Origin of the sequence: Enterobacter sp. SLBN-59, from assembly GCF_024807915.1 — a bacterium.
GTDB classification, from domain to species: domain Bacteria; phylum Pseudomonadota; class Gammaproteobacteria; order Enterobacterales; family Enterobacteriaceae; genus Enterobacter; species Enterobacter asburiae_B.
The window spans coordinates 615,144-633,221 of record NZ_JANUFI010000001.1; the positions used below are offsets into that span (position 1 = coordinate 615,144).

General features: G+C 55.2%; 19 protein-coding genes. 11 read left to right on the top strand and 8 right to left on the bottom strand.

Annotated elements, in window-relative coordinates; all coding sequences use genetic code 11:
- Positions 1 to 7 precede the first annotated feature (7 nt).
- From M2422_RS02860 to M2422_RS02885, 6 genes are all read left to right on the top strand, one after another.
- Positions 8 to 934 carry an amino acid ABC transporter permease gene (locus tag M2422_RS02860; protein ID WP_033145670.1) on the top strand — a complete coding sequence of 309 codons (927 nt, stop codon included), beginning with the start codon at positions 8 to 10 and terminating at the stop codon, positions 932 to 934.
- Positions 918 to 1,691, top strand: coding sequence for an amino acid ABC transporter ATP-binding protein (locus M2422_RS02865; protein ID WP_064672609.1), 774 nt, complete (start codon positions 918 to 920; stop codon positions 1,689 to 1,691). The genes M2422_RS02860 and M2422_RS02865 overlap by 17 nt, the downstream gene beginning before the upstream one ends.
- Positions 1,692 to 1,700: 9 nt before the next feature.
- Complete coding sequence (locus tag M2422_RS02870; RefSeq protein ID WP_048977262.1) at positions 1,701 to 2,588, top strand: ABC transporter substrate-binding protein; 888 nt, start codon at positions 1,701 to 1,703, stop codon at positions 2,586 to 2,588.
- Between the two features lie 233 nt (positions 2,589 to 2,821).
- On the top strand, positions 2,822 to 3,439 hold the full coding sequence (locus tag M2422_RS02875) for a glutathione S-transferase family protein (protein WP_064672608.1): 618 nt from the start codon (positions 2,822 to 2,824) through the stop codon (positions 3,437 to 3,439).
- Between the two features lie 37 nt (positions 3,440 to 3,476).
- Positions 3,477 to 3,707: a tautomerase PptA gene (gene pptA / locus M2422_RS02880; protein WP_023335848.1), complete on the top strand. Its 231-nt coding sequence runs from the start codon at positions 3,477 to 3,479 to the stop codon at positions 3,705 to 3,707.
- A 193-nt stretch (positions 3,708 to 3,900) separates the two neighbouring features.
- Complete coding sequence (locus tag M2422_RS02885; protein ID WP_039262853.1) at positions 3,901 to 4,902, top strand: Kdo(2)-lipid IV(A) acyltransferase; 1,002 nt, start codon at positions 3,901 to 3,903, stop codon at positions 4,900 to 4,902.
- 45 nt (positions 4,903 to 4,947) lie between these two features.
- Here M2422_RS02885 and M2422_RS02890 read toward each other — a convergent pair whose 3' ends face one another.
- Both M2422_RS02890 and M2422_RS02895 read right to left on the bottom strand, forming a co-directional pair.
- Entirely contained in the window at positions 4,948 to 6,633 is a 1,686-nt protein-coding gene (locus tag M2422_RS02890; RefSeq protein WP_064672607.1) for an NAD-dependent malic enzyme, read from the bottom strand.
- Positions 6,634 to 6,665: 32 nt separating this feature from the next.
- Positions 6,666 to 7,613, bottom strand: a complete 948-nt coding sequence (locus M2422_RS02895) for an AEC family transporter (protein ID WP_023311961.1) — start codon at positions 7,611 to 7,613, stop codon at positions 6,666 to 6,668.
- A 404-nt stretch (positions 7,614 to 8,017) separates the two neighbouring features.
- Between M2422_RS02895 and M2422_RS02900 the strand changes: the two genes are divergently transcribed.
- Both M2422_RS02900 and M2422_RS02905 read left to right on the top strand, forming a co-directional pair.
- On the top strand, positions 8,018 to 9,349 hold the full coding sequence (locus M2422_RS02900; protein ID WP_048977588.1) for a 2-hydroxycarboxylate transporter family protein: 1,332 nt from the start codon (positions 8,018 to 8,020) through the stop codon (positions 9,347 to 9,349).
- 121 nt (positions 9,350 to 9,470) lie between these two features.
- Positions 9,471 to 10,106: a helix-turn-helix domain-containing protein gene (locus M2422_RS02905; RefSeq protein WP_048978823.1), complete on the top strand. Its 636-nt coding sequence runs from the start codon at positions 9,471 to 9,473 to the stop codon at positions 10,104 to 10,106.
- 27 nt (positions 10,107 to 10,133) lie between these two features.
- Here the strand turns inward: M2422_RS02905 and M2422_RS02910 are convergent, their stop codons facing one another.
- Complete coding sequence (locus M2422_RS02910; protein WP_064672606.1) at positions 10,134 to 11,612, bottom strand: PLP-dependent aminotransferase family protein; 1,479 nt, start codon at positions 11,610 to 11,612, stop codon at positions 10,134 to 10,136.
- Positions 11,613 to 11,776: 164 nt separating this feature from the next.
- On the opposite strand from M2422_RS02910, the gene M2422_RS02915 reads away from it, so the two are divergent.
- Positions 11,777 to 12,232, top strand: a complete 456-nt coding sequence (locus M2422_RS02915) for a GNAT family N-acetyltransferase (RefSeq protein WP_033145660.1) — start codon at positions 11,777 to 11,779, stop codon at positions 12,230 to 12,232.
- Positions 12,233 to 12,300: 68 nt separating this feature from the next.
- Here the strand turns inward: M2422_RS02915 and M2422_RS02920 are convergent, their stop codons facing one another.
- Positions 12,301 to 12,603: a helix-turn-helix transcriptional regulator gene (locus tag M2422_RS02920; RefSeq protein ID WP_033145659.1), complete on the bottom strand. Its 303-nt coding sequence runs from the start codon at positions 12,601 to 12,603 to the stop codon at positions 12,301 to 12,303.
- 160 nt (positions 12,604 to 12,763) lie between these two features.
- Here M2422_RS02920 and fusA point away from each other — a divergent pair, with 160 nt between their 5' ends.
- Positions 12,764 to 14,866, top strand: coding sequence for an elongation factor G (gene fusA / locus M2422_RS02925; protein WP_064672605.1), 2,103 nt, complete (start codon positions 12,764 to 12,766; stop codon positions 14,864 to 14,866).
- A 79-nt stretch (positions 14,867 to 14,945) separates the two neighbouring features.
- On the opposite strand, the gene M2422_RS02930 is transcribed toward fusA, so the two are convergent.
- The 3 genes from M2422_RS02930 to M2422_RS02940 all read right to left on the bottom strand — a co-directional run bounded on the left by M2422_RS02930 (position 14,946) and on the right by M2422_RS02940 (position 16,432).
- A complete protein-coding gene (locus M2422_RS02930; RefSeq protein WP_064672604.1) occupies positions 14,946 to 15,371 on the bottom strand; it encodes a DUF3828 domain-containing protein in 426 nt (141 codons plus the stop codon).
- On the bottom strand, positions 15,371 to 15,733 hold the full coding sequence (locus tag M2422_RS02935; RefSeq protein ID WP_064672603.1) for a hypothetical protein: 363 nt from the start codon (positions 15,731 to 15,733) through the stop codon (positions 15,371 to 15,373). The genes M2422_RS02930 and M2422_RS02935 overlap by 1 nt, the downstream gene beginning before the upstream one ends.
- A gap of 126 nt (positions 15,734 to 15,859) precedes the next feature.
- Positions 15,860 to 16,432 (bottom strand): flavin reductase family protein, encoded by a 573-nt coding sequence (locus M2422_RS02940; protein ID WP_033145657.1) that lies wholly within the window; start codon positions 16,430 to 16,432, stop codon positions 15,860 to 15,862.
- A 108-nt stretch (positions 16,433 to 16,540) separates the two neighbouring features.
- Between M2422_RS02940 and nhoA the strand changes: the two genes are divergently transcribed.
- Positions 16,541 to 17,386 carry an N-hydroxyarylamine O-acetyltransferase gene (nhoA, locus tag M2422_RS02945; RefSeq protein WP_048978826.1) on the top strand — a complete coding sequence of 282 codons (846 nt, stop codon included), beginning with the start codon at positions 16,541 to 16,543 and terminating at the stop codon, positions 17,384 to 17,386.
- Positions 17,387 to 17,425: 39 nt separating this feature from the next.
- Here nhoA and M2422_RS02950 read toward each other — a convergent pair whose 3' ends face one another.
- Positions 17,426 to 18,019, bottom strand: coding sequence for a TetR family transcriptional regulator (locus M2422_RS02950; RefSeq protein ID WP_045399983.1), 594 nt, complete (start codon positions 18,017 to 18,019; stop codon positions 17,426 to 17,428).
- Positions 18,020 to 18,078 lie beyond the last annotated feature (59 nt).

Below are 18,078 nucleotides of genomic sequence, written 5' to 3' on the forward strand. Positions count from 1 at the left end.
AACGACGATGAGCAACGTTGAAACCATTAAGGTGGTCCCGGCGCGTTATCCGCTGCGGGCCGTCGGCGCCGCGGTGGCGCTGTTTGTCCTGGCGGTCGTGATTCAGTCCGTGGCCTTTAACCCGCGCTGGGAGTGGACGGTGTTTGCCCGCTGGTTCTTTGACCCGGTGATCCTCGAAGGTGTCGGGCAGACCCTGCTGCTGACGCTGATCGGCACCGCGCTGAGCGTGGTGCTTGGCGGCATGCTGGCGCTGGCGAGACTCTCTTCATCCTGGCTGCTGAGCAGCCTGGCGTGGGCCTACATCTGGCTGTTTCGGTCGCTGCCGCTGATCGTGGTGCTGATCATTCTCTACAACTTCTCCTATCTCTACGACACGCTCTCGCTCGGCGTGCCGTTCACCGGCATCACCTGGGGCAGCTTTGAAACCATCAACGTGCTGGGTCAGTTTTCTACCGCCGTGGTGGGGCTCACCCTGGTGCAGAGCGCCTATACCGCCGAGATCGTTCGCGGCGGATTCCTCGGGGTCGATCACGGCCAGTATGAGGCCGCCGCCGCGCTCGGTCTGCCGGCCTGGCGACGCACGGTGCGCATCATTTTGCCTCAGGCGCTGCGCACCATTCTGCCGTCGGGGTTCAATGAAATCATCAGCCTCGCCAAGGGCACGGCGATGGTGTACGTCCTGGCGATGCCGGAGCTGTTCTATACCATCCAGATGATCTACAACCGCACGCAGGAGGTGATCCCGCTGCTGATGGTCGGTGCCGCCTGGTATCTGGCGATCACCACCGTCCTGTCCGCTATCCAGTATGGCGTCGAGCGCGCGCTTGCCCGCAGCGAACGCCGCTCTGCCGTTAACCAGAACCGTGCCGCTCGTCGCACCCGTTCTGTCACCACCACGCCAGCACAGGAGCCCGTCCATGCAAGCCTCTCCTGAAGGACATATTTCGATTACCGGCGTCAGCAAGTATTTCGGTCGCCATAAGGCGCTCGACAACGTTTCGCTTGAGATCCCGCCCGGGTCCGTGACGGTCATCCTCGGGCCGTCCGGCTCTGGTAAATCGACGCTGCTGCGCACTATTAACCACCTGGAGCGCGTCGATGAAGGTTTTATTCAGATCGACGGAGACTACATCGGCTACCGTCGTCAGGGCGACAGGCTCTATGAGCTGAAGGAGAAGGAGATCCTCAAGCAGCGCGTCAACGTGGGCTACGTGTTCCAGAACTTCAATCTCTTTCCGCACCTCACGGTGCTGGAAAACCTGATTGAGGCGCCCATCGCGCATAAAAAGCTCAGCAAAAAAGAGGCGGTGGAAAGGGCGTACAGCCTGCTGGACGTGGTCGGGCTGCGGGATAAAGCCGATGCCTGGTCTCGTCATCTCTCCGGCGGGCAGCAGCAGCGTATTGCCATTGCCCGCGCGCTGGCGCTGCGTCCCCGCGTGATGCTGTTTGATGAGCCCACCTCGGCGCTGGATCCGGAGCTGGTGGGGGAAGTGCTGGACGTGATCAAAAAGCTGGCGCGGTCCGGCACCACGCTGGTGGTGGTTACCCACGAGATCGGCTTTGCCCGGGAGGTGGCGGATCAGGTGGTGTTTATGGTCGACGGAAAAATCATCGAGCAGGGAAGCAGTGACGAGGTATTAAACCGTCCGTCACATGCGCGAACGCGCCAGTTTCTCTCCAAAGTCTTGTAAGGAGTGCCAATGAAATATGGACTTCTGGCGGGGCTGGTCTTCACGACGGCGAGCCACGCCAGCATTGATTTGAAAGCCAACGAGCAGCCGCTGCCGGTGACGGTGGATAGGCTGGCTGTGGCGAAGATCCCCGCCAATTACAAATTCGTTGAGCCGGGTACGCTGACGGTCGCTGTTTCGGCGCTGAATTCTCCGCCGCTGGCGCTGCTGGCCAGCGATAACCGCACGCGCATCGGCAGCGACCCGGATATCGCCCGCCTGCTGGCGGGCAGCCTGGGGCTAAAGCTGAAGCTGGTGCCGACGGCGTGGGAAGACTGGCCGCTCGGGATCGCCTCCGGGCGCTACGACGTGGCGCTGGTGAACATTGCGGTGACCGAACAGCGTAAAGAGAAATTTGATTTTGCGACCTACCGCGTCGATTCGCTGGCGTTTTCGGTGAAATCCACCAGCGAGATTCAGTCAATCAAAAGCGCGGAAGATCTGGCCGGGAAAAAGGTGATCGTCGGCTCTGGTACGAATCAGGAACGCATCCTGCTGGGCTGGAACGAAGAGAACAAAAAGGCGGGAAGGGCGCCTGCGCTGCCGGTCTATCTCCACGACGATGCCTCGGGCAATCTCTATATTCAGTCCGGCAGGGCTGACGTGTTCTTCGGCCCGCAGTCGGTATCGGCCTATAAGGCTGCGCTCACGGGCAAAACCCGCGTCGTCGGTTTAGGGCCGAAAAAAGCCTATGTCGCCACCACCACCAAAAAGGGCAATGAGCTGGTGTACGCGCTGCAGGCCGCGCTGGACGGCGCGATTAAGCGCGGAGATTACCAGAAGGTGCTGGCGCGCTGGGGTGAGCAGGGCGAAGCGGTGGCGCAGTCGGAGGTCAACCCGCCTGGGATAACCTACTAATGGTGCTCTATACCCAAAATAATTCGAGTTGCAGGACAAAACGGCTTGCCGTTTTGAACAGCGCTTGCGCTGGCCCCGAAGGGGCGAGGCTACAGGCCGAGTAACGCGGCAAGGGAACGAATCCCCGGGAGCGTACACAAGTACGTGACTGGGGTGAGTGAGTGCAGCCAACGCACCTGCAACTTGAAGTATGACGGGTATACACTTAGGGTTTTCATCCCTGCGGAGGCAACATGATTAAACTCTATGGCGTACCCGGCTGGGGCTCGGCGATCGGTGAAGTGATGCTAACCCTGGCCGATATCCCTTATCAATTTATCAACGTGGACGGGTTTGACCAGCCCGGTCCGCAGCGTGAGCTGCTGCAAAAGCTTAACCCGCTGTGTCAGGTGCCCACGCTGGAGCTGGAAAATGGCGCCATCATGACCGAAACGGCGGCGATTGCCATGATGGTGCTCGACAGATGTCCCGATCTTGCGCCGCCCGTGGGGCAGGCCGAACGCCAGCAGTTTCAGCGCTTGCTGATCTGGTTTGTGGCCAACGTCTATCCCACGTTTACGTATGCGGACTATCCCGAACGCTGGGCGCAGGATGCGCCTGAACAGCTGCAGAAAAACTGCATCGGATACCGGAAGTCCCTCTATTTGTGGTTCGAAACTCAGCTCAAGGCCGCCCCGTTTGCGCTGGGGGAACGGCTGACGCTGCTGGACGTGTATATCGCGGTGGCGCGCACCTGGGGGCCACGCCATGACTGGTTTGCAACCAATACGCCGAAACTGACGGCCATCGCAGATACCGTATGTCAGCTGCCGGAACTGCACAAGGTGTTAAAGGCCAACGGTATTATCTGATAACGTGGAGCCCTGACTCACAACTGGAAGCCTGCATATGCCACACGTAGATATCAAATGTTTTCCCCGCGATTTGAACGACGAACAAAAAACCGCACTGGCCGAGGATATTGCTGAGGTCATTATTCGCCATTTCAACAGCAAAGACAGCTCGGTGTCCGTTGCGTTGAATCAGGTGAACCAGGAGGACTGGAAAGCGCAGGTCTGGGATACCGAAATAGGACCGAAGCTGGACGAATTAATCAAAAAGCCAGGCTATTCAATGTAAGCGCAATTGCCGGGGGGGAACTCTCCTCCCCGGTTTTTCCCGTCTCGTCTTCCCGCTTTTTCGCAAAAATCGATAAAAATGCGTTTTATCTTATCCGTTACACTTTACGTTTCTGACTGGCATTTCATACATCCTTAGGAAAGATCTCAAACAGAATCAGTTAAGGACAGACACGCTAAAGGATAATTTTCTCATGACAAAATTACCCCGTTTTTCACTCGCCTTTCTTCACCCTCGTTACTGGCTAAGCTGGGCTGGCATCGCCGCGCTGTGGCTCATCATGCTGCTCCCTTATCCGCTGCTGTTCCGAATCGGCCACAGTCTTGGACGGCTGGCGATGCGCCTGCTTCCGCGCCGCGTTGAGATTGCCCGCCGCAACCTGGAACTCTGTTTTCCGGAGATGAAAAAGGCGGAGCGAGAGTCACTGCTGCAGCGTAATTTTGAATCGGTAGGAATGGGGGTAATCGAAACCGGGATGGCATGGTTCTGGCCCGCGTGGCGGGTGAAGAAATGCTTTACCGTGACGGGTTATGAGCACATGGAAAAGGCGCGGGCAAAGGGAAATGGCGTGGTGCTCGTTGGCATGCATTTTCTCACCCTTGAGCTGGGCGCGCGGATCTTTGGCATGCTCAACCCCGGCATTGGGGTGTATCGTCCGAATAATAACGCGCTGCTGGACTGGCTTCAGACGCGCGGGCGCCTGCGCTCCAATAAAACCATGCTCGATCGTCATGATTTAAAGGGCATGATCCGCTCGCTGAAGCAGAATGAAATTTTGTGGTACGCCCCGGACCATGACTATGGCAAAACCAATAGCGTCTTTGTGCCGTTCTTTGCGGTTGCGGATGCCGCCACGACCGCTGGAAGCTATATGCTGGTCAAAAGCGCTAAGCCAGCCGTCATTCCCTTTGTGCCGCGCCGCAGGGCGGACGGTACCGGCTACGAACTGATTATTCTGGAGGATATCAGCGAGGCGCTGCAGGGGGGCGATAAAGAATCTGTTGCGACGCAGATGAACAGGGCGATTGAGCAGGCGGTACGGATGGCGCCAGAACAGTATATGTGGCTACACCGGCGCTTCAAAACGCGTCCTGAAGGTCAGCCTGACCGGTATGCCCGCCGCAAGAGCGTGGCACCACGGGCTGATATCCTGTCCGCCGCCGATCTTTCCGACCGATCGGGCGTCCAGCACTGAGGCAGCAATCCTGCCCTCACCGTGCAGCGAGGGCAGGATCGAGGCTTACAGCGCAGACCTGCGGTACGGCGCATAGTCCGCCTGCCACCAGGTCTTCTCAATACGCGCCATCAGCGTCTCATCATCTGTCGCCGGAGCCACGCCCTGTTCAATCGCGGCCCGGGCGACGGCGACGGCAATCTGGCGTGAAACCGTTTCAATCTGATCTACCGGCGGCAGCAATCCGCCTTTTTCCGTGGTGACCAGCGGAGACTGCGCGGCCAGGCTGCGGCTTGCTGCCATCAGCATCTCTTCCGTCACCCGGCGCGCGTTGCAGGCCAGCACGCCCAGCCCCAGGCCCGGGAAAATATAGGCGTTGTTACACTGGGCGATCTCGTAGTGTTCATTCTCCCAGAATACCGGGGCGAACGGGCTGCCGGTGGCCACCAGCGCGGCACCCTGGGTCCAGGCGATAAGATCCTGCGGCTGGGCTTCCGCCCGCGAGGTCGGGTTCGAGAGCGGCATGATGATCGGGCGCGGACAGTGGCGATGCATCTCTTTGACAATCTCTTCGCTGAACAGCCCCGGCTGGCCCGAAACGCCGATCATCACCGTGGGATGCGCGTTTTTCACCACGTCCAGCAGGGAAATATTTTGCGAGTCTACCTGCCAGCTGCAAACGGCGTCGCGCGCGGTAAGCAGGTTTTTCTGGAAATCGAGCAGGTTGGTCATGTCGTCGGTCAGCAGGCCGAAGCGATCGACCATAAAGATCCGGCTGCGCGCTTCCGGCTCGGCCAGGCCGTCATCCACCATTAGCGCCACAATTTTTTCAGCTATCCCGCATCCGGCAGAGCCGCTGCCCAGGAAGACCACGCGCTGGTCGCGAATGCGCGTGCCCGCCGCATGTGCCGCCGCCATCAGCGTACCGGCGGTCACGGCGGCCGTGCCCTGGATATCATCATTGAAGCAGCACAGCTGGTCGCGGTAGCGCTGCAGCAGCCTGGTGGCGTTTTTCTGCGCAAAGTCTTCAAATTGCAGGAGCACATTGGGCCAGCGCGCTTTAACGGTGCTGACAAACATATCCATAAACTCAGCGTACTGATCGTCGCTGATGCGCGGGTGGCGCCAGCCCATGTACATCGGGTCGTCGAGGTGCTGCTGATTATTGGTGCCGACATCCAGCATAATCGGCAGGGTAGAGGCCGGATGGATCCCGCCGCAGGCGGTATACAGCGACAGCTTGCCAATTGGGATACCCATTCCGCCGATACCCTGATCGCCAAGCCCTAAAATACGTTCCCCGTCCGTCACCACAATCACACGAACGTCGTTGCGCGAAAAGCTTTGCAGCATCTCATCAATACGATGTCGATTCGGCCATGAAATAAACAGGCCGCGCGCGCGTCGATAAATCGTGGAGAAATGCTCGCAGGCTTCACCGACCGTCGGGGTATAGATAATCGGTAGCGTCTCTTTCAGATGCGAACGCAGGAGGTTATAAAAGAGCGTTTCGTTGGTGTCCTGAATATTTCGCAGGTAAACATGACGCGAAATATCGCTTTTAAAATGGCAGAACTGCACCCAGGCGCGCTCGGTTTGTTCCTCAATAGTTTCAACGTTGTGCGGCAATAACCCATGCAGATTAAAATTGTCACGCTCTTCTTTAATAAATGCGAGTCCTTTATTTAGCAGCGGATTTTCCAGCAATACGGCCCCGTTATAGGGGGTGTACAGAACTTCTTTCCGGGACATGGTTAACTCCTGAATTTTTTATATAAAGCAGATTAAGAGATGAAATAGATCATAATGCCTTCGGTCACGACCCCGACGGCAGTGCCAATTAATATGGAAGAGGATGCGGTATCAATATAGGTATCGCTGCGTAAGGCAAACATCCCCGCGGCAATCGCGGAAGGCGTTGCGCCAATAATAACGACCTGCTGCAGTAAGGTGTGGCTCAGGCCAAAGGCGATCCCCGCTGCGGCCATCATTGCCGGCTGAATAAGGTTTTTAATACTGATGTTGGTAAACGTCTGCACGTTCAGTTTTGGACGTTCACCGTAAAACAACAGGCCGAGGGCAAACAGGGACAGCCCGCCTGAAACCTTGCCAACCATCTCAATAGGCATGCTGAGAATGGAAGGTATCTGCACGCCGGCCAGGCTGAGCAAGACGCCGGAAACCGGGATCCAGACGATAGGATTGCGTGCCGCTTTGATGAGGTTTTGCACGATCATCGCGCCCGGGTGCAGTGCCTCCAGGCCATCTTGACCGTTTTTATCACCCATACGAATCAGGACGATAGTCAGAGGGATCATGATAACGCTGGTAATAATATTGCCAATCAGCACGCCGATAAATCCTTCCGGCCCAATCAATACCGCCAGGACCGGTGCGCCAAAGTAGGCCATATCCGGAAAGGCGCAAACCAGAGACTGAATGGCGCTGGTTTTGATATCGTGGCGGAAAACGTAGCGCGAAATAAATAGCGTCAGTAAATACGACCCCATTAAACCGACAACTAAAACGGCCATAAAGGTCAGATTCTTAATTTTATTCGGGTCGGTATGCAATGCGCCGATAAAAAGATGGAAAGGAAGGGCGAAACGAATCACCACGGTTGCCATAACGTTTGCATCTTCACGCCGGGAATATCCCAGCTTTCCACTTAGCCATCCAAGTAACATTATAAAGACGAGCGGAAACAGTGACTGTAATAGTAATGAAGGCATAGTATTTCCTGTAGGGTATTTTATGTGTTTTATTGCAGCGCTAATCTAGCGCTTAGAAAGCAGGGCAGGAGTGACAAGGGTCACACTCTCTCTGGTTTTATTAATTTCAAAAAGATTGCATTAGTTGGATAACTAATACTTTCGTCAAATATTGATAAGACGCAAGAAAGCGACAATGGGCGCCATAAATAACTTTAGTTACTTAATGCTGAATTAAGTTATTTAAAAGCAAAGAGCCGAATTGTTCACATTTCTTCCGGCAGGCCCGTGCTAATTTCATGTTGAGCCTGTTTTTAGAAAAGGCCATCTAAGTCTTTATTTATATTTAAGAACATTTATTCGTATCAGGAATAGTTTCAGTTATTCCTTTCTCTGTTTATCCGAACACAAATTCAGGTGATTATATGAAAGATAATCCTGTACCGACTTCTGAACTGTCGACCTCGCGTTTTGCCTTTGGGCTCAACAATACCGAGGTGGGCACGGTCCCGTTGATGCTGTTCGTCGGGATCGCCGCGATTGTGGCGACGTCCGCCTGGGCAGGGCTGCTGCCAAAAAATATGATTGGTGGACTCGCGGTCATCATGACCCTCGGCTTCGCGTTTGCCAAAGTAGGGCGTCAAATCCCGGTGCTGAAAGATATCGGCGGCCCGGCGATCCTGTGCCTGATGGTCCCCTCCGTGCTGGTCTATTTTGGCGTATTCGGGAAACATACCCTTGATACCGTGCATTTGCTGATGAAAGAGGCGAATCTGCTCTATTTCGTCATCGCCTGCCTGGTGGTCGGCAGCATTCTGGGGATGAACCGGGTGCTGCTGATCCAGGGGATGATGCGCATGTTTGTTCCGCTGGTGGCGGGAACATGCATGGCCGTGCTGAGCGGCCTCATTGTGGGCTCACTGTTTGGTTATACGCCTTACCACACCTTCTTCTTCATCATTGTGCCCATCATCGGCGGTGGGATTGGCGAGGGGATTTTGCCGCTGTCCCTGGCCTATTCGGCAATACTGGGGCAGACGCCGGACGTCTACGTTGCGCAGCTGGCACCCGCTGCGGTCGTCGGGAATATCTTCGCCATTATTTGTGCGGGCTCGCTGGCGCGTCTCGGCGCGAAACGCCCTGCGCTTTCGGGAGATGGCATGCTTACGCGGAGTAAAGACGACGCCAGCCTGTTTGCCGGGGCGCAAAGCACGCAGCAGACGGATTTTCATCTGATGGGGGGCGGATTGCTGATGGTGTGCGCGTTTTTCATCGTCGGCGGATTGTTTGAAAAACTGGTACACATTCCCGGCCCGGTGCTGATGATCCTGATTGCCGTCCTGTGTAAATACTTCAGGGTGATCCCGGCCTCAATGGAGCAGGGCGCGCACAGCTGCTATAAATTCGTCTCGGCTGCGCTGGTCTGGCCGCTGATGATCGGCCTCGGAATGTTATACGTGCCGCTTGAAAGCGTGGTGTCGGTCTTCTCGGTGGGATACGTGGTGGTATGCGGTTCGGTTGTGATTGCGATGGCGCTGAGCGGCTACGTTATCGCGTCGCGTCTGAATATGTATCCTGTGGAAGCGGCCATTGTGACCTGCTGCCACAGCGGGCTGGGCGGAACGGGGGACGTGGCCATTTTGTCCGCGTCTAACCGAATGTCGCTCATGCCGTTCGCGCAGATCGCCACCCGCATCGGCGGCGCGTCGACGGTGATTTTCGCCACGCTGCTGATGGGCTGGATAATGGCGCACTGATCCGAAACGTCAGGATGCTGAATCGCAACGACATTTTCAGGGTGCCGCTGCGGTTCAGTCCTTTATAAAACTCACCGCGCTGTATAGAATTACCGCACCCACAGTGACGGGATACCACACGATGACCGGAAGAGTTGATTATCAGATTGAAAAATATCTCCTTACCGAAGCCGCCGAGCCGGAGCGCCTGACGCGCCAGTGGGCAGAGGTGATGGAGGAGTGTCGTGAGCAACAGTCCGGTGCAGAGGAGCGGCTGCGCCTCGCGTTGCTCAATGTGGATTACGTCACCAGCTTCGAGCTGCCCTTCAGGCTGCTCCTTACCCGTGCGCCCCAGCTGATAGACATTGTCAGAAAAGAGCTTCAGCTCAGTCAGAAAAATGTTCTGTTCAACGGCAAGCGCTTTGGCTGCGTCTATAGCCTGAAAAGGGATCTCGACGGAATACCTGACGAATTTACCTATCAGCTGAAAACGCGTATCCAGCGCAGTGACGCGACAGGATGCAATGAACTGCCTTACCGGCAAATTGCCCAGCAGGTTAAAGCCCCAAAGGAACGCCTCAGGCTGGCGCTGGAAAACGGGCTGTCCGTGACGGCACTCGACGGGCTTTTCTGGTTTGGCATTCAGCGCATCGCGGCCGATGTGCAGAGATTACGCAAAACGGGGATGAGGATCGCGACGTCCGACGCCGAGGTGTTTGATACGCTCACCAAAACAACCCGGCGGATCCCTGTTTATAGCCTTGCTCGCCCGGAATGAGTATTCGCCGCTGACCGGTCGACGGCATCAAACATGACGGAAAATTGCGGCCAGTTTTTTTACAGCGTCTTCTATTTCCATTTCCGTGTAAGCAGCAAATCCCATCAAAAAACCGGTGGACGCGGGGGGACCTGCATATAAATCGGTAAGGCCAAGTATATCAACACCCGCGCGGCGGGCGGCGGTGGCTATTTCTTTCTCGGATATGCCGTGCTTCAGGTGACAAGGCATTTGCATTCCCCCCGCTGGCGTTTCACAGGTAACATATTCGGAGAGATATTCGTCCATCATGCTTGCCAGCGTGTCGCGACGAGCAACATAAATACTCCGCATCTTACGAACATAGGCGCCAAAATGGCCTCCCTCCAGAAATTTAGCCAGCGTCAGCTGGGTTATTGAGGCGGTGTGACCATCCATTAACGTCCTCGCCATGGTAAAGGGCTCTGTCAATTCTGAGGGAACGATCACGTAGGCAATACGCAGCCCAGGGAACAGAGACTTGGTGAACGTGCCGATATAAATTGTCCGGTTATACGTATCAAGCCCCTGAAGACTGGCCATAGGCTTACCTTCGTAGTGAAACTCGCTGTCATAGTCATCCTCAATAATCCAGGCTCCGTAACGGTTTGCCCATTTAACAACTGCCAGTCGTCGGTCAAGAGAGAGCGTCACCCCGGTGGGGTACTGATGAGAAGGCGTAAGGTAGATCGCCCTGGCAGGCTCGGTCAGAGAATTAAGCCCGTCAACCGAGATGCCTTTTTCATCAAGAGGAACCGGAATACAGAGAAGCCCTGCAGCGCTGAACGCTTTGTGTGCCCCTTGATAGGAGGGATCTTCAATGACAATGCCATCCCCGGCGTCCATCAGCACGTGGGAACAGAGCGCAAGCGCCTGTTGAGAACTTGTCAGAACGATGACCTGTTCTGCCCTCGCACGCGTTCCGCGCTCAAGGTTGACATATTCCGCAATTGCCCGTCGCAGGCGCTCTATACCCTGGGGTGGACTTTGCTCTAACGCCTGGTGCTGAAACTCCTTCAGTACCTGTCGCTGAAGACGCTCCCAGATCGGAAGGGGAAACATGCGGGTTTCAGGAATGCCGGGCGCAAGGGGGCGAGGTGAAGAAAACTCGCGGATCCCGCCGCTTTCATAAACGGTCTTTCCCCGGACGCTGAGTTTTGCTTTTCGTATCTCAGCGGTTGGCTGATGCTGTCGAGGACGGGGTTTTAAAAAACGCGCGCTGGAAGAGACGAAGCTCCCTCTGCCTGTTTGTCTCTCAATAAAACCTTCGGCATGCAGGCTGGAGTAGGCCGCTTCAATGGTGTCCCGGGAAACGCTGAGAGAAGCCGCCAGCGCGCGTGAAGCAGGAAGGGCCTTACCGTGAGATAATATCCCTTCCAGTATCAGCATTCGTATTGCTCTCTGGATCCTTTCATGAAGCGGTAGCGATCCGTTAGCGGGGTCGATAATCCATGCCTTAACCGTTTCTAGCTGCGCGTGCTTAAACATTACGTTGTCCACTTTCCCTCTGTATCTCTTGATTCTAAAGCAATAGTGCACGCAGCAGGATGAAAAATTGGTCTGCCTTGATGGCGAGAATTGGCGGGGCAAAACGTGCCATTCAGCGAATACACTCTTCCTGAAACGAATAAACGGGTGAGCAAAGAGGCAATATGAATAATACGAGCGTAATAATTGAGGCAGTTAAAGAACGTGATTTTGAAAGCTGGATGCCGCTATGGGGAAAATATCAGGCGTTTTACAACGTCGATCTGTCCGGGACCATTACTGAACGAACCTGGCAACGATTTTTCAGCCCCGTTGAGCCGCTATTCTGCGTGGTGGCACGATGTAATGGAGACGTAGTGGGTTTTGCGCATTATCTTTTTCACCGTTCGACATGGGCTGAGAGCGATTACTGCTACCTCGAAGATTTATACGTCTGCGAAGCCGTAAGGGGCAAACACATTGGCAAACAGTTAATAGAATATGTTCAGAGAGAAGCCAGAAAACATCACGCCAGTCACCTTTACTGGCATACGCATGAAGCCAACTATCGCGGGCAACGATTGTACGACTGGATTGCGAAGAAAAGTGGAATGATTGAATATCGTATGCACGTAAGATAAACCCCTCTGCTGACATTATGCCCCTTACATCTTTACGGGGCATTTTTCAGGGGGTAACAGGTATATCCTTATGATTTAGCTTGTAAAAGTATCTCCATCAGCCCTGGAAAACGGGCATCCAGATCCTCTCTTCGCAACGAAATCATGTTCTCCCGCCCCTGCGGGCGCTGCCAGATAACGCCGCTGTCGCGCAGTACGCGCCAGTGGTGGGTCATTGTCGATTTCACTACATCCTCCGGGCGCAGCGCGTTACAGCTGAGTTCGCTACCATCGGCCAGACGGCGAATGATCGCAAGCCGGAGCGGGTTGCCGAGGGCAAACAGCACATTTTCCAGCAGTATTTGTTCAGTTTCAGGGTGGTTTGGGATCATCGTTTTCCTGCGTTTGGCGTCAGATTGAGCTATATCAACAATAGGTCAACCGTTAAAAAATAGTTCGATAATACTCGTACAATAGGACTATTATAGCAAACGAACGAATGCACGACCATCCTGGTCGTCACAGACAAGTCATAGTGACTAAGGAAATATCATGCCCCGACCCATCCCTCTCGAACGTTATCGCAACATCGGTATCTCCGCGCATATCGATGCCGGTAAAACCACCACCACTGAGCGCATCCTGTTTTACACCGGGATGAGCCACAAGCTGGGTGAAGTACACGATGGCGCGGCAACCACTGACTGGATGGCGCAGGAGCAAGAGCGCGGGATCACGATTACCTCCGCGGCCGTAAGCTGCTTCTGGCCGGGTATGGACAGAGGCTATGAGCCGCACCGGATCAACATCATTGACACCCCGGGGCACGTGGATTTCACCATTGAGGTGGAACGTTCTATGCGCGTGCTCGACGGCGCCGTGATGGTGTATGACTCCGTGGGCGGCGTGCAGCCGCAGTCGGAAACCGTCTGGCGTCAGGCCAATAAATATCACGTTCCGCGTCTGGCCTTCGTCAACAAAATGGACCGTCCGGGTGCCGATTTCTTCCGCGTCGTGCGGATGATGCAGGAGCGCCTGAAGGCCAATCCGGTGCCGATTGTCATCCCGGTGGGCGCAGAAGATCATTTCACCGGCGTGGTGGATCTCATCAAGATGCGCACCATTCTGTGGGACGACGCGACGCAGGGCATGGTGTTTACCTATGCGCCCGTGCCGGACGATTTGGTCAGTACCGCCCAGGAATGGCGGGAAAAAATGGTCTCTGCGGCGGCGGAAGCCAGCGATGAACTGATGGACAAATACCTGGAAACCGGCGACCTGACGGAAGCGGAAATTATCAAAGGGCTGCGTATTCGCACCATCTCGGGTGAAATTCAGCCGATGCTGTGCGGCAGCGCGTTCAAAAATAAAGGTGTGCAGCGCATGCTCGATGCGGTCATTGAGCTCATGCCATCGCCGCTGGACGTGCCTGCCATTGATGGCGTGGATGAAAAAGGGCAGCACGCGGAGCGTCATCCAAGCGATGATGAGCCGTTCTCGGCCCTGGCATTCAAGCTGATGAGCGACCCGTACGTCGGTCAACTGACCTTTATCCGCGTGTACTCTGGCGTGCTGCGCAAAGGCGACGCGGTGTACAACCCGGTGAAAGGGAAGAAAGAGCGCATCGGGCGTATCGTGCTGATGCATGCCAACGATCGCCACGAGGTGGACGAACTGCGCGCCGGAGACATCGCGGCCTGCGTGGGGCTGAAGGATGTGACCACCGGCGACACGCTCACCGATCCGAATGCCGTGATCACGCTTGAACGCATGGAGTTCCCGGACCCGGTTATCTCGCTGGCGATCGAGCCGAAAACCAAGGCCGATCAGGAGAAAATGGGGATTGCCTTGCAGCGTCTGGCGGCGGAAGATCCGTCTTTCCGCCTGCATACTGACGAAGAGTCCGGTCAGACCATTATCTCCGGAATGGGGGAGCTACACCTCGAGATTATCGTTGATCGCATGAAGCGCGAGTTTGGCGTCGAGGCGAACATCGGTCGCCCGCAGGTGACCTACCGTGAAACCCTGCGTAAAACGGTGAAGGATATCGAAGGCAAATTTGTCCGTCAGTCCGGCGGTAAAGGGCAGTACGGCCATGTGGTGCTGAGCCTGGAGCCGCTGGAGCCTGGAAGTGGTTTTAAATTTGAAGATGCCACCAAGGGCGGCGTGGTACCGCGGGAGTATATCCCGTCCGTTGAGAAAGGGCTGCGGGAAGCGATGAACAGCGGCGTGCTGGCGGGCTATCCGGTCGTCGATGTCAAAGCGACGCTGACGTTTGGCTCGTATCACGACGTTGACTCCTCGGAGATGGCGTTCCGCATGGCGGCGATACTCGGCTTCAAAGAGGGCGCCCGCAGGGCGGATCCGGTGATTCTCGAGCCGGTCATGCACGTGGAGGTGGAAACACCGGAAGAGTACGCCGGTAACATTATGGGCGATCTCTCTTCCCGCCGCGGCATGGTGCAGGGGATGGCAGAGCAGTACGGAAGTCAGATTATTCGCGCTGACGTGCCGCTGGCAGAGATGTTTGGTTATGCCACGACATTGCGCTCGATGTCCCAGGGACGCGCGACGTATACGATGGAGTTCCATCATTTTGCGGAAGCCCCGCGGAATGTTGCGGATGAGATTATTTCACGACGTGCGAAGAGTTAATTAACTGCACATGGTAGTCGTTGGGCTACCATGTGCTTTTTCCTCTGCGACAGAGGGCGTTTCCTTTCATATTACGTTGTTACTTAATCAGCGTGGCCGAGCGAACTTTCCATACGCCTTTTTCCTGAACGAGACAATCTGCTACAACGTGATCTTGTTTCTTCCCAAACGCGATATAGACGTTTGTGCAAACGGCATCAAAATCAGAATGTAAGACGGTTATCTGATCCCAGTCTTCATCCCAGTCCTGCGATTTGATGAACATATCCGCATCTGGCATGTCTTTTTCGTTACTGTCGCCAGAGTACATTTCTTTAATTGCTGCGATAGTCTCTGCGGCAACGTAATTATTCATAATGTCCGGATTGAGTACGGGCGGTTTGTTCTGATCTAACTGCGCGATATACCATTGATTGAATTTAAGCGCCGCCTGGCCCGGTGCATAAATGTTATCTGCGACAGCGAACGGAGACAGGGCGAAAAGTAAAAAGAAGAGTGTTTTCATTAGTCATGCCTGAACAGTTCGTAATGAGGCTGTATGTTTCGGTAGGCCGGTCCTGGATACAGAGAGCGTTGTACAAAATCGCTGATCCACTGCTGACCATCGTATATGCAAACGTGCCCGCTATCGTGGCCCGCAATATTCTGGATAACGGCTACGTCACCAGCATGAGGTTGATCGTATACCAGGCGGAATCCAGCATTGACCAATGTTCGCCCCATGTCTTTTGCCAGACGCGTATTGAGGATTTTTAATCTTCCACCCGTTCTGATCGCTTCGGTGACGTAGTGAGCACAATAACCCGTACTCTTCGGTTGGGCGTGTGATTTGGCATACGAGATTGCGCCATCTTTATTCCATGTCATTGATATTTCCTTAACGCGAGAGTGCTAATGCAGCAACTCCGGAAATATCCTCCGTTTTAAAACGCAATGGTAAACATAAAATGCCATAGAAATTTACTATAATTCAGTAAGATATGATTAAGTAAATCAATCCAGCGCCTTCACCATCTTCCCGCTCGCGACAAACGTCCCGGCACCAAGATGATGCAGCGTATTCAGCTTATCCCCGTCAAACTGCCAGCGCCCGGCGATAAACGCGCGTTCATCGGCTGCCGCTGAAACCACTTCACCAAACAGGGTATCGTATTTCTCAGCCGCGGAGGTGACGGGTAATAACCGACACTCCATCCACGCCAGACATTTTTCCTCAATCACCGGCAGGCCAAGTTCAGGACCGTTCACGACCGGGATCCCGTAGCAGTTGAATTTGTCTTCATCGCGCCCGCTGACGCTACCGACCGCGTATGTCCAGTTGGCTGCCGCCACGCCGGGGATGACGATGCCAAACTTCCCGCTGCGCTCAATCAGCTCGCGTGACCAGGTACTTTTATCCACGACTATCGCGATGCGCGGCGGTTCAAACTCAACGGGCATTGACCATGCGGCTGCCATCACGTTGCGTCTGTCGAGGCTTTCATCCCGACTGGTGATAAGCACAGTAGGGCCGTGGTTCAGCAGACGGCTGGCATGACGTAATTCAACGGGGCGAAAGTGGCTCATAGGATCTCCTCATCTACACCGATGAGTATGACGAAAAAGCACGGAAATCAAAGTGGATGCGTAAAATTAGTTTATAAACAGAACATCTCAATCAAAGGAAACTGATGCATGTCCCCATTTCTGACCGCCTATTTTGCCCGCATCGGCTGGGCGCAACCGACGCGGGTGGATATCGATACCCTGCGCGCGCTGCATTTACATCACAACTGTGCCATCCCTTTTGAGAATATTGATGTCGTTCTGCCACGCGAAATCCAGCTTGACGATCGGTGTCTGGTCGACAAGCTGGTCACCGCACGTCGCGGAGGGTACTGCTTTGAGCAAAACGGCCTGTTCGAGCGCGTCCTGCGTGAAGTCGGGTTTACGGTGCGTAGCGTGCTGGGGCGCGTGGTATTAGCGAATCCGCCGCAAATGCCTCCGCGCACGCACCGTCTGCTGCTGGTTGAGCTTAACGGTGAGCGCTGGATTGCCGATGTGGGGTTTGGCGGCCAGACGCTGACGGCGCCGATTCGACTGCTCGCTAATGAAGAACAGGAGACGCCGCACGGGCTGTATCGTCTGCTGAGCGAGGGGAACGACTGGGTGCTGCAGTTCCGTCACCACGAGCACTGGCAGTCGATGTACCAGTTTGACCTGACGACGCAGTATTTCAGCGATTACGTGATGGGGAATTTCTGGTCGGCGCACTGGCCGCAGTCGCATTTTCGTCATCATCTGTTGATGTGTCGCCATCTGCCGGACGGCGGCAAGCTGACGCTAACCAACTTCAACTTTACCCACTGGCAGAACGGTCACGTAGAAGAGCAGATCCATTTGCCGGATGCTGAGGCGCTTTACCAGCTGATGCAGGAACGCTTTGGGCTGGGCGTTGACGATGCAAAACACGGATTTTCACTGGCAGAGCTGACGGCGGTAATGGCGGGCTTTGATACACATCCTCAGGCCGGGAAATAATGCGCAGGCCGGGTAAGGCGTCGCCGCTACCCGGCAACATCACTGCTTAGACGGCGTATTAAACAACTCGAGCGTGATTAATTTATCAAGATGGTTGTTAAAGGCGGCTTCGTCCATTTCGGGCATGTTTAAGATATACATTCCGTCAAGACCGCACACCAGACCAATCAAGCGCCAGGCAATATTTTCCGCCCGATCGCCCGGATTTAATGCCCCGGCCTCCGTTCCCGCTTTGATAAGCGCCACCGTTTCCTGGTGCCACATCTCCATGGTCATCACATAGGCGCCTTTGATGTCGGCATCGCGGCTGGCGAGGATCTGCGCCTCACGCCACAGGCGAATATAGGGCTCAAACCTCCCGTCATCGCTGCCGAGCATGGCATGAAGCTGTTCCCGCCAGCCGGCCTGTTTACCCGCGACATCCGCATCCAGCAGCTCGCGAATTAGCCGTACGAAGGCCAGCGATTTTAGCTCGCCGCCGGACGTAAAATGATGATGCACCTGGCCGGTGGCGACTCCGGCCTCGGCAGCAATACGGCGTACCGTCATTGCCGCCAGTCCTTCAGCCAGCGCCACGCGCATGGCGGCCTGTAAGATGGCTTCCCGCCGTTCATCCTTGCTCAGATATCGCATGTTTACTCACTCTCAATGGGAATGAAACGAGTGTAACAAAAAGCTGGACATGCGTTCAA

What these genes read in the sequence shown, in the direction of transcription:
- fusA (WP_064672605.1), top strand. Translation starts at nt 12,764, where the DNA reads ATGCCCCGACCCATCCCTCTCGAACGTTATCGCAACATCGGTATCTCC.
- M2422_RS02950 (WP_045399983.1), bottom strand. Translation starts at nt 18,019, where the DNA reads ATGCGATATCTGAGCAAGGATGAACGGCGGGAAGCCATCTTACAGGCC.
- M2422_RS02930 (WP_064672604.1), bottom strand. Translation starts at nt 15,371, where the DNA reads ATGAAAACACTCTTCTTTTTACTTTTCGCCCTGTCTCCGTTCGCTGTC.
- M2422_RS02865 (WP_064672609.1), top strand. Translation starts at nt 918, where the DNA reads ATGCAAGCCTCTCCTGAAGGACATATTTCGATTACCGGCGTCAGCAAG.
- pptA (WP_023335848.1), top strand. Translation starts at nt 3,477, where the DNA reads ATGCCACACGTAGATATCAAATGTTTTCCCCGCGATTTGAACGACGAA.
- M2422_RS02935 (WP_064672603.1), bottom strand. Translation starts at nt 15,733, where the DNA reads ATGACATGGAATAAAGATGGCGCAATCTCGTATGCCAAATCACACGCC.
- nhoA (WP_048978826.1), top strand. Translation starts at nt 16,541, where the DNA reads ATGTCCCCATTTCTGACCGCCTATTTTGCCCGCATCGGCTGGGCGCAA.
- M2422_RS02915 (WP_033145660.1), top strand. Translation starts at nt 11,777, where the DNA reads ATGAATAATACGAGCGTAATAATTGAGGCAGTTAAAGAACGTGATTTT.
- M2422_RS02875 (WP_064672608.1), top strand. Translation starts at nt 2,822, where the DNA reads ATGATTAAACTCTATGGCGTACCCGGCTGGGGCTCGGCGATCGGTGAA.
- M2422_RS02870 (WP_048977262.1), top strand. Translation starts at nt 1,701, where the DNA reads ATGAAATATGGACTTCTGGCGGGGCTGGTCTTCACGACGGCGAGCCAC.
- M2422_RS02900 (WP_048977588.1), top strand. Translation starts at nt 8,018, where the DNA reads ATGAAAGATAATCCTGTACCGACTTCTGAACTGTCGACCTCGCGTTTT.
- M2422_RS02890 (WP_064672607.1), bottom strand. Translation starts at nt 6,633, where the DNA reads ATGTCCCGGAAAGAAGTTCTGTACACCCCCTATAACGGGGCCGTATTG.
- M2422_RS02905 (WP_048978823.1), top strand. Translation starts at nt 9,471, where the DNA reads ATGACCGGAAGAGTTGATTATCAGATTGAAAAATATCTCCTTACCGAA.
- M2422_RS02885 (WP_039262853.1), top strand. Translation starts at nt 3,901, where the DNA reads ATGACAAAATTACCCCGTTTTTCACTCGCCTTTCTTCACCCTCGTTAC.
- M2422_RS02920 (WP_033145659.1), bottom strand. Translation starts at nt 12,603, where the DNA reads ATGATCCCAAACCACCCTGAAACTGAACAAATACTGCTGGAAAATGTG.
- M2422_RS02940 (WP_033145657.1), bottom strand. Translation starts at nt 16,432, where the DNA reads ATGAGCCACTTTCGCCCCGTTGAATTACGTCATGCCAGCCGTCTGCTG.
- M2422_RS02895 (WP_023311961.1), bottom strand. Translation starts at nt 7,613, where the DNA reads ATGCCTTCATTACTATTACAGTCACTGTTTCCGCTCGTCTTTATAATG.
- M2422_RS02910 (WP_064672606.1), bottom strand. Translation starts at nt 11,612, where the DNA reads ATGTTTAAGCACGCGCAGCTAGAAACGGTTAAGGCATGGATTATCGAC.
- M2422_RS02860 (WP_033145670.1), top strand. Translation starts at nt 8, where the DNA reads ATGAGCAACGTTGAAACCATTAAGGTGGTCCCGGCGCGTTATCCGCTG.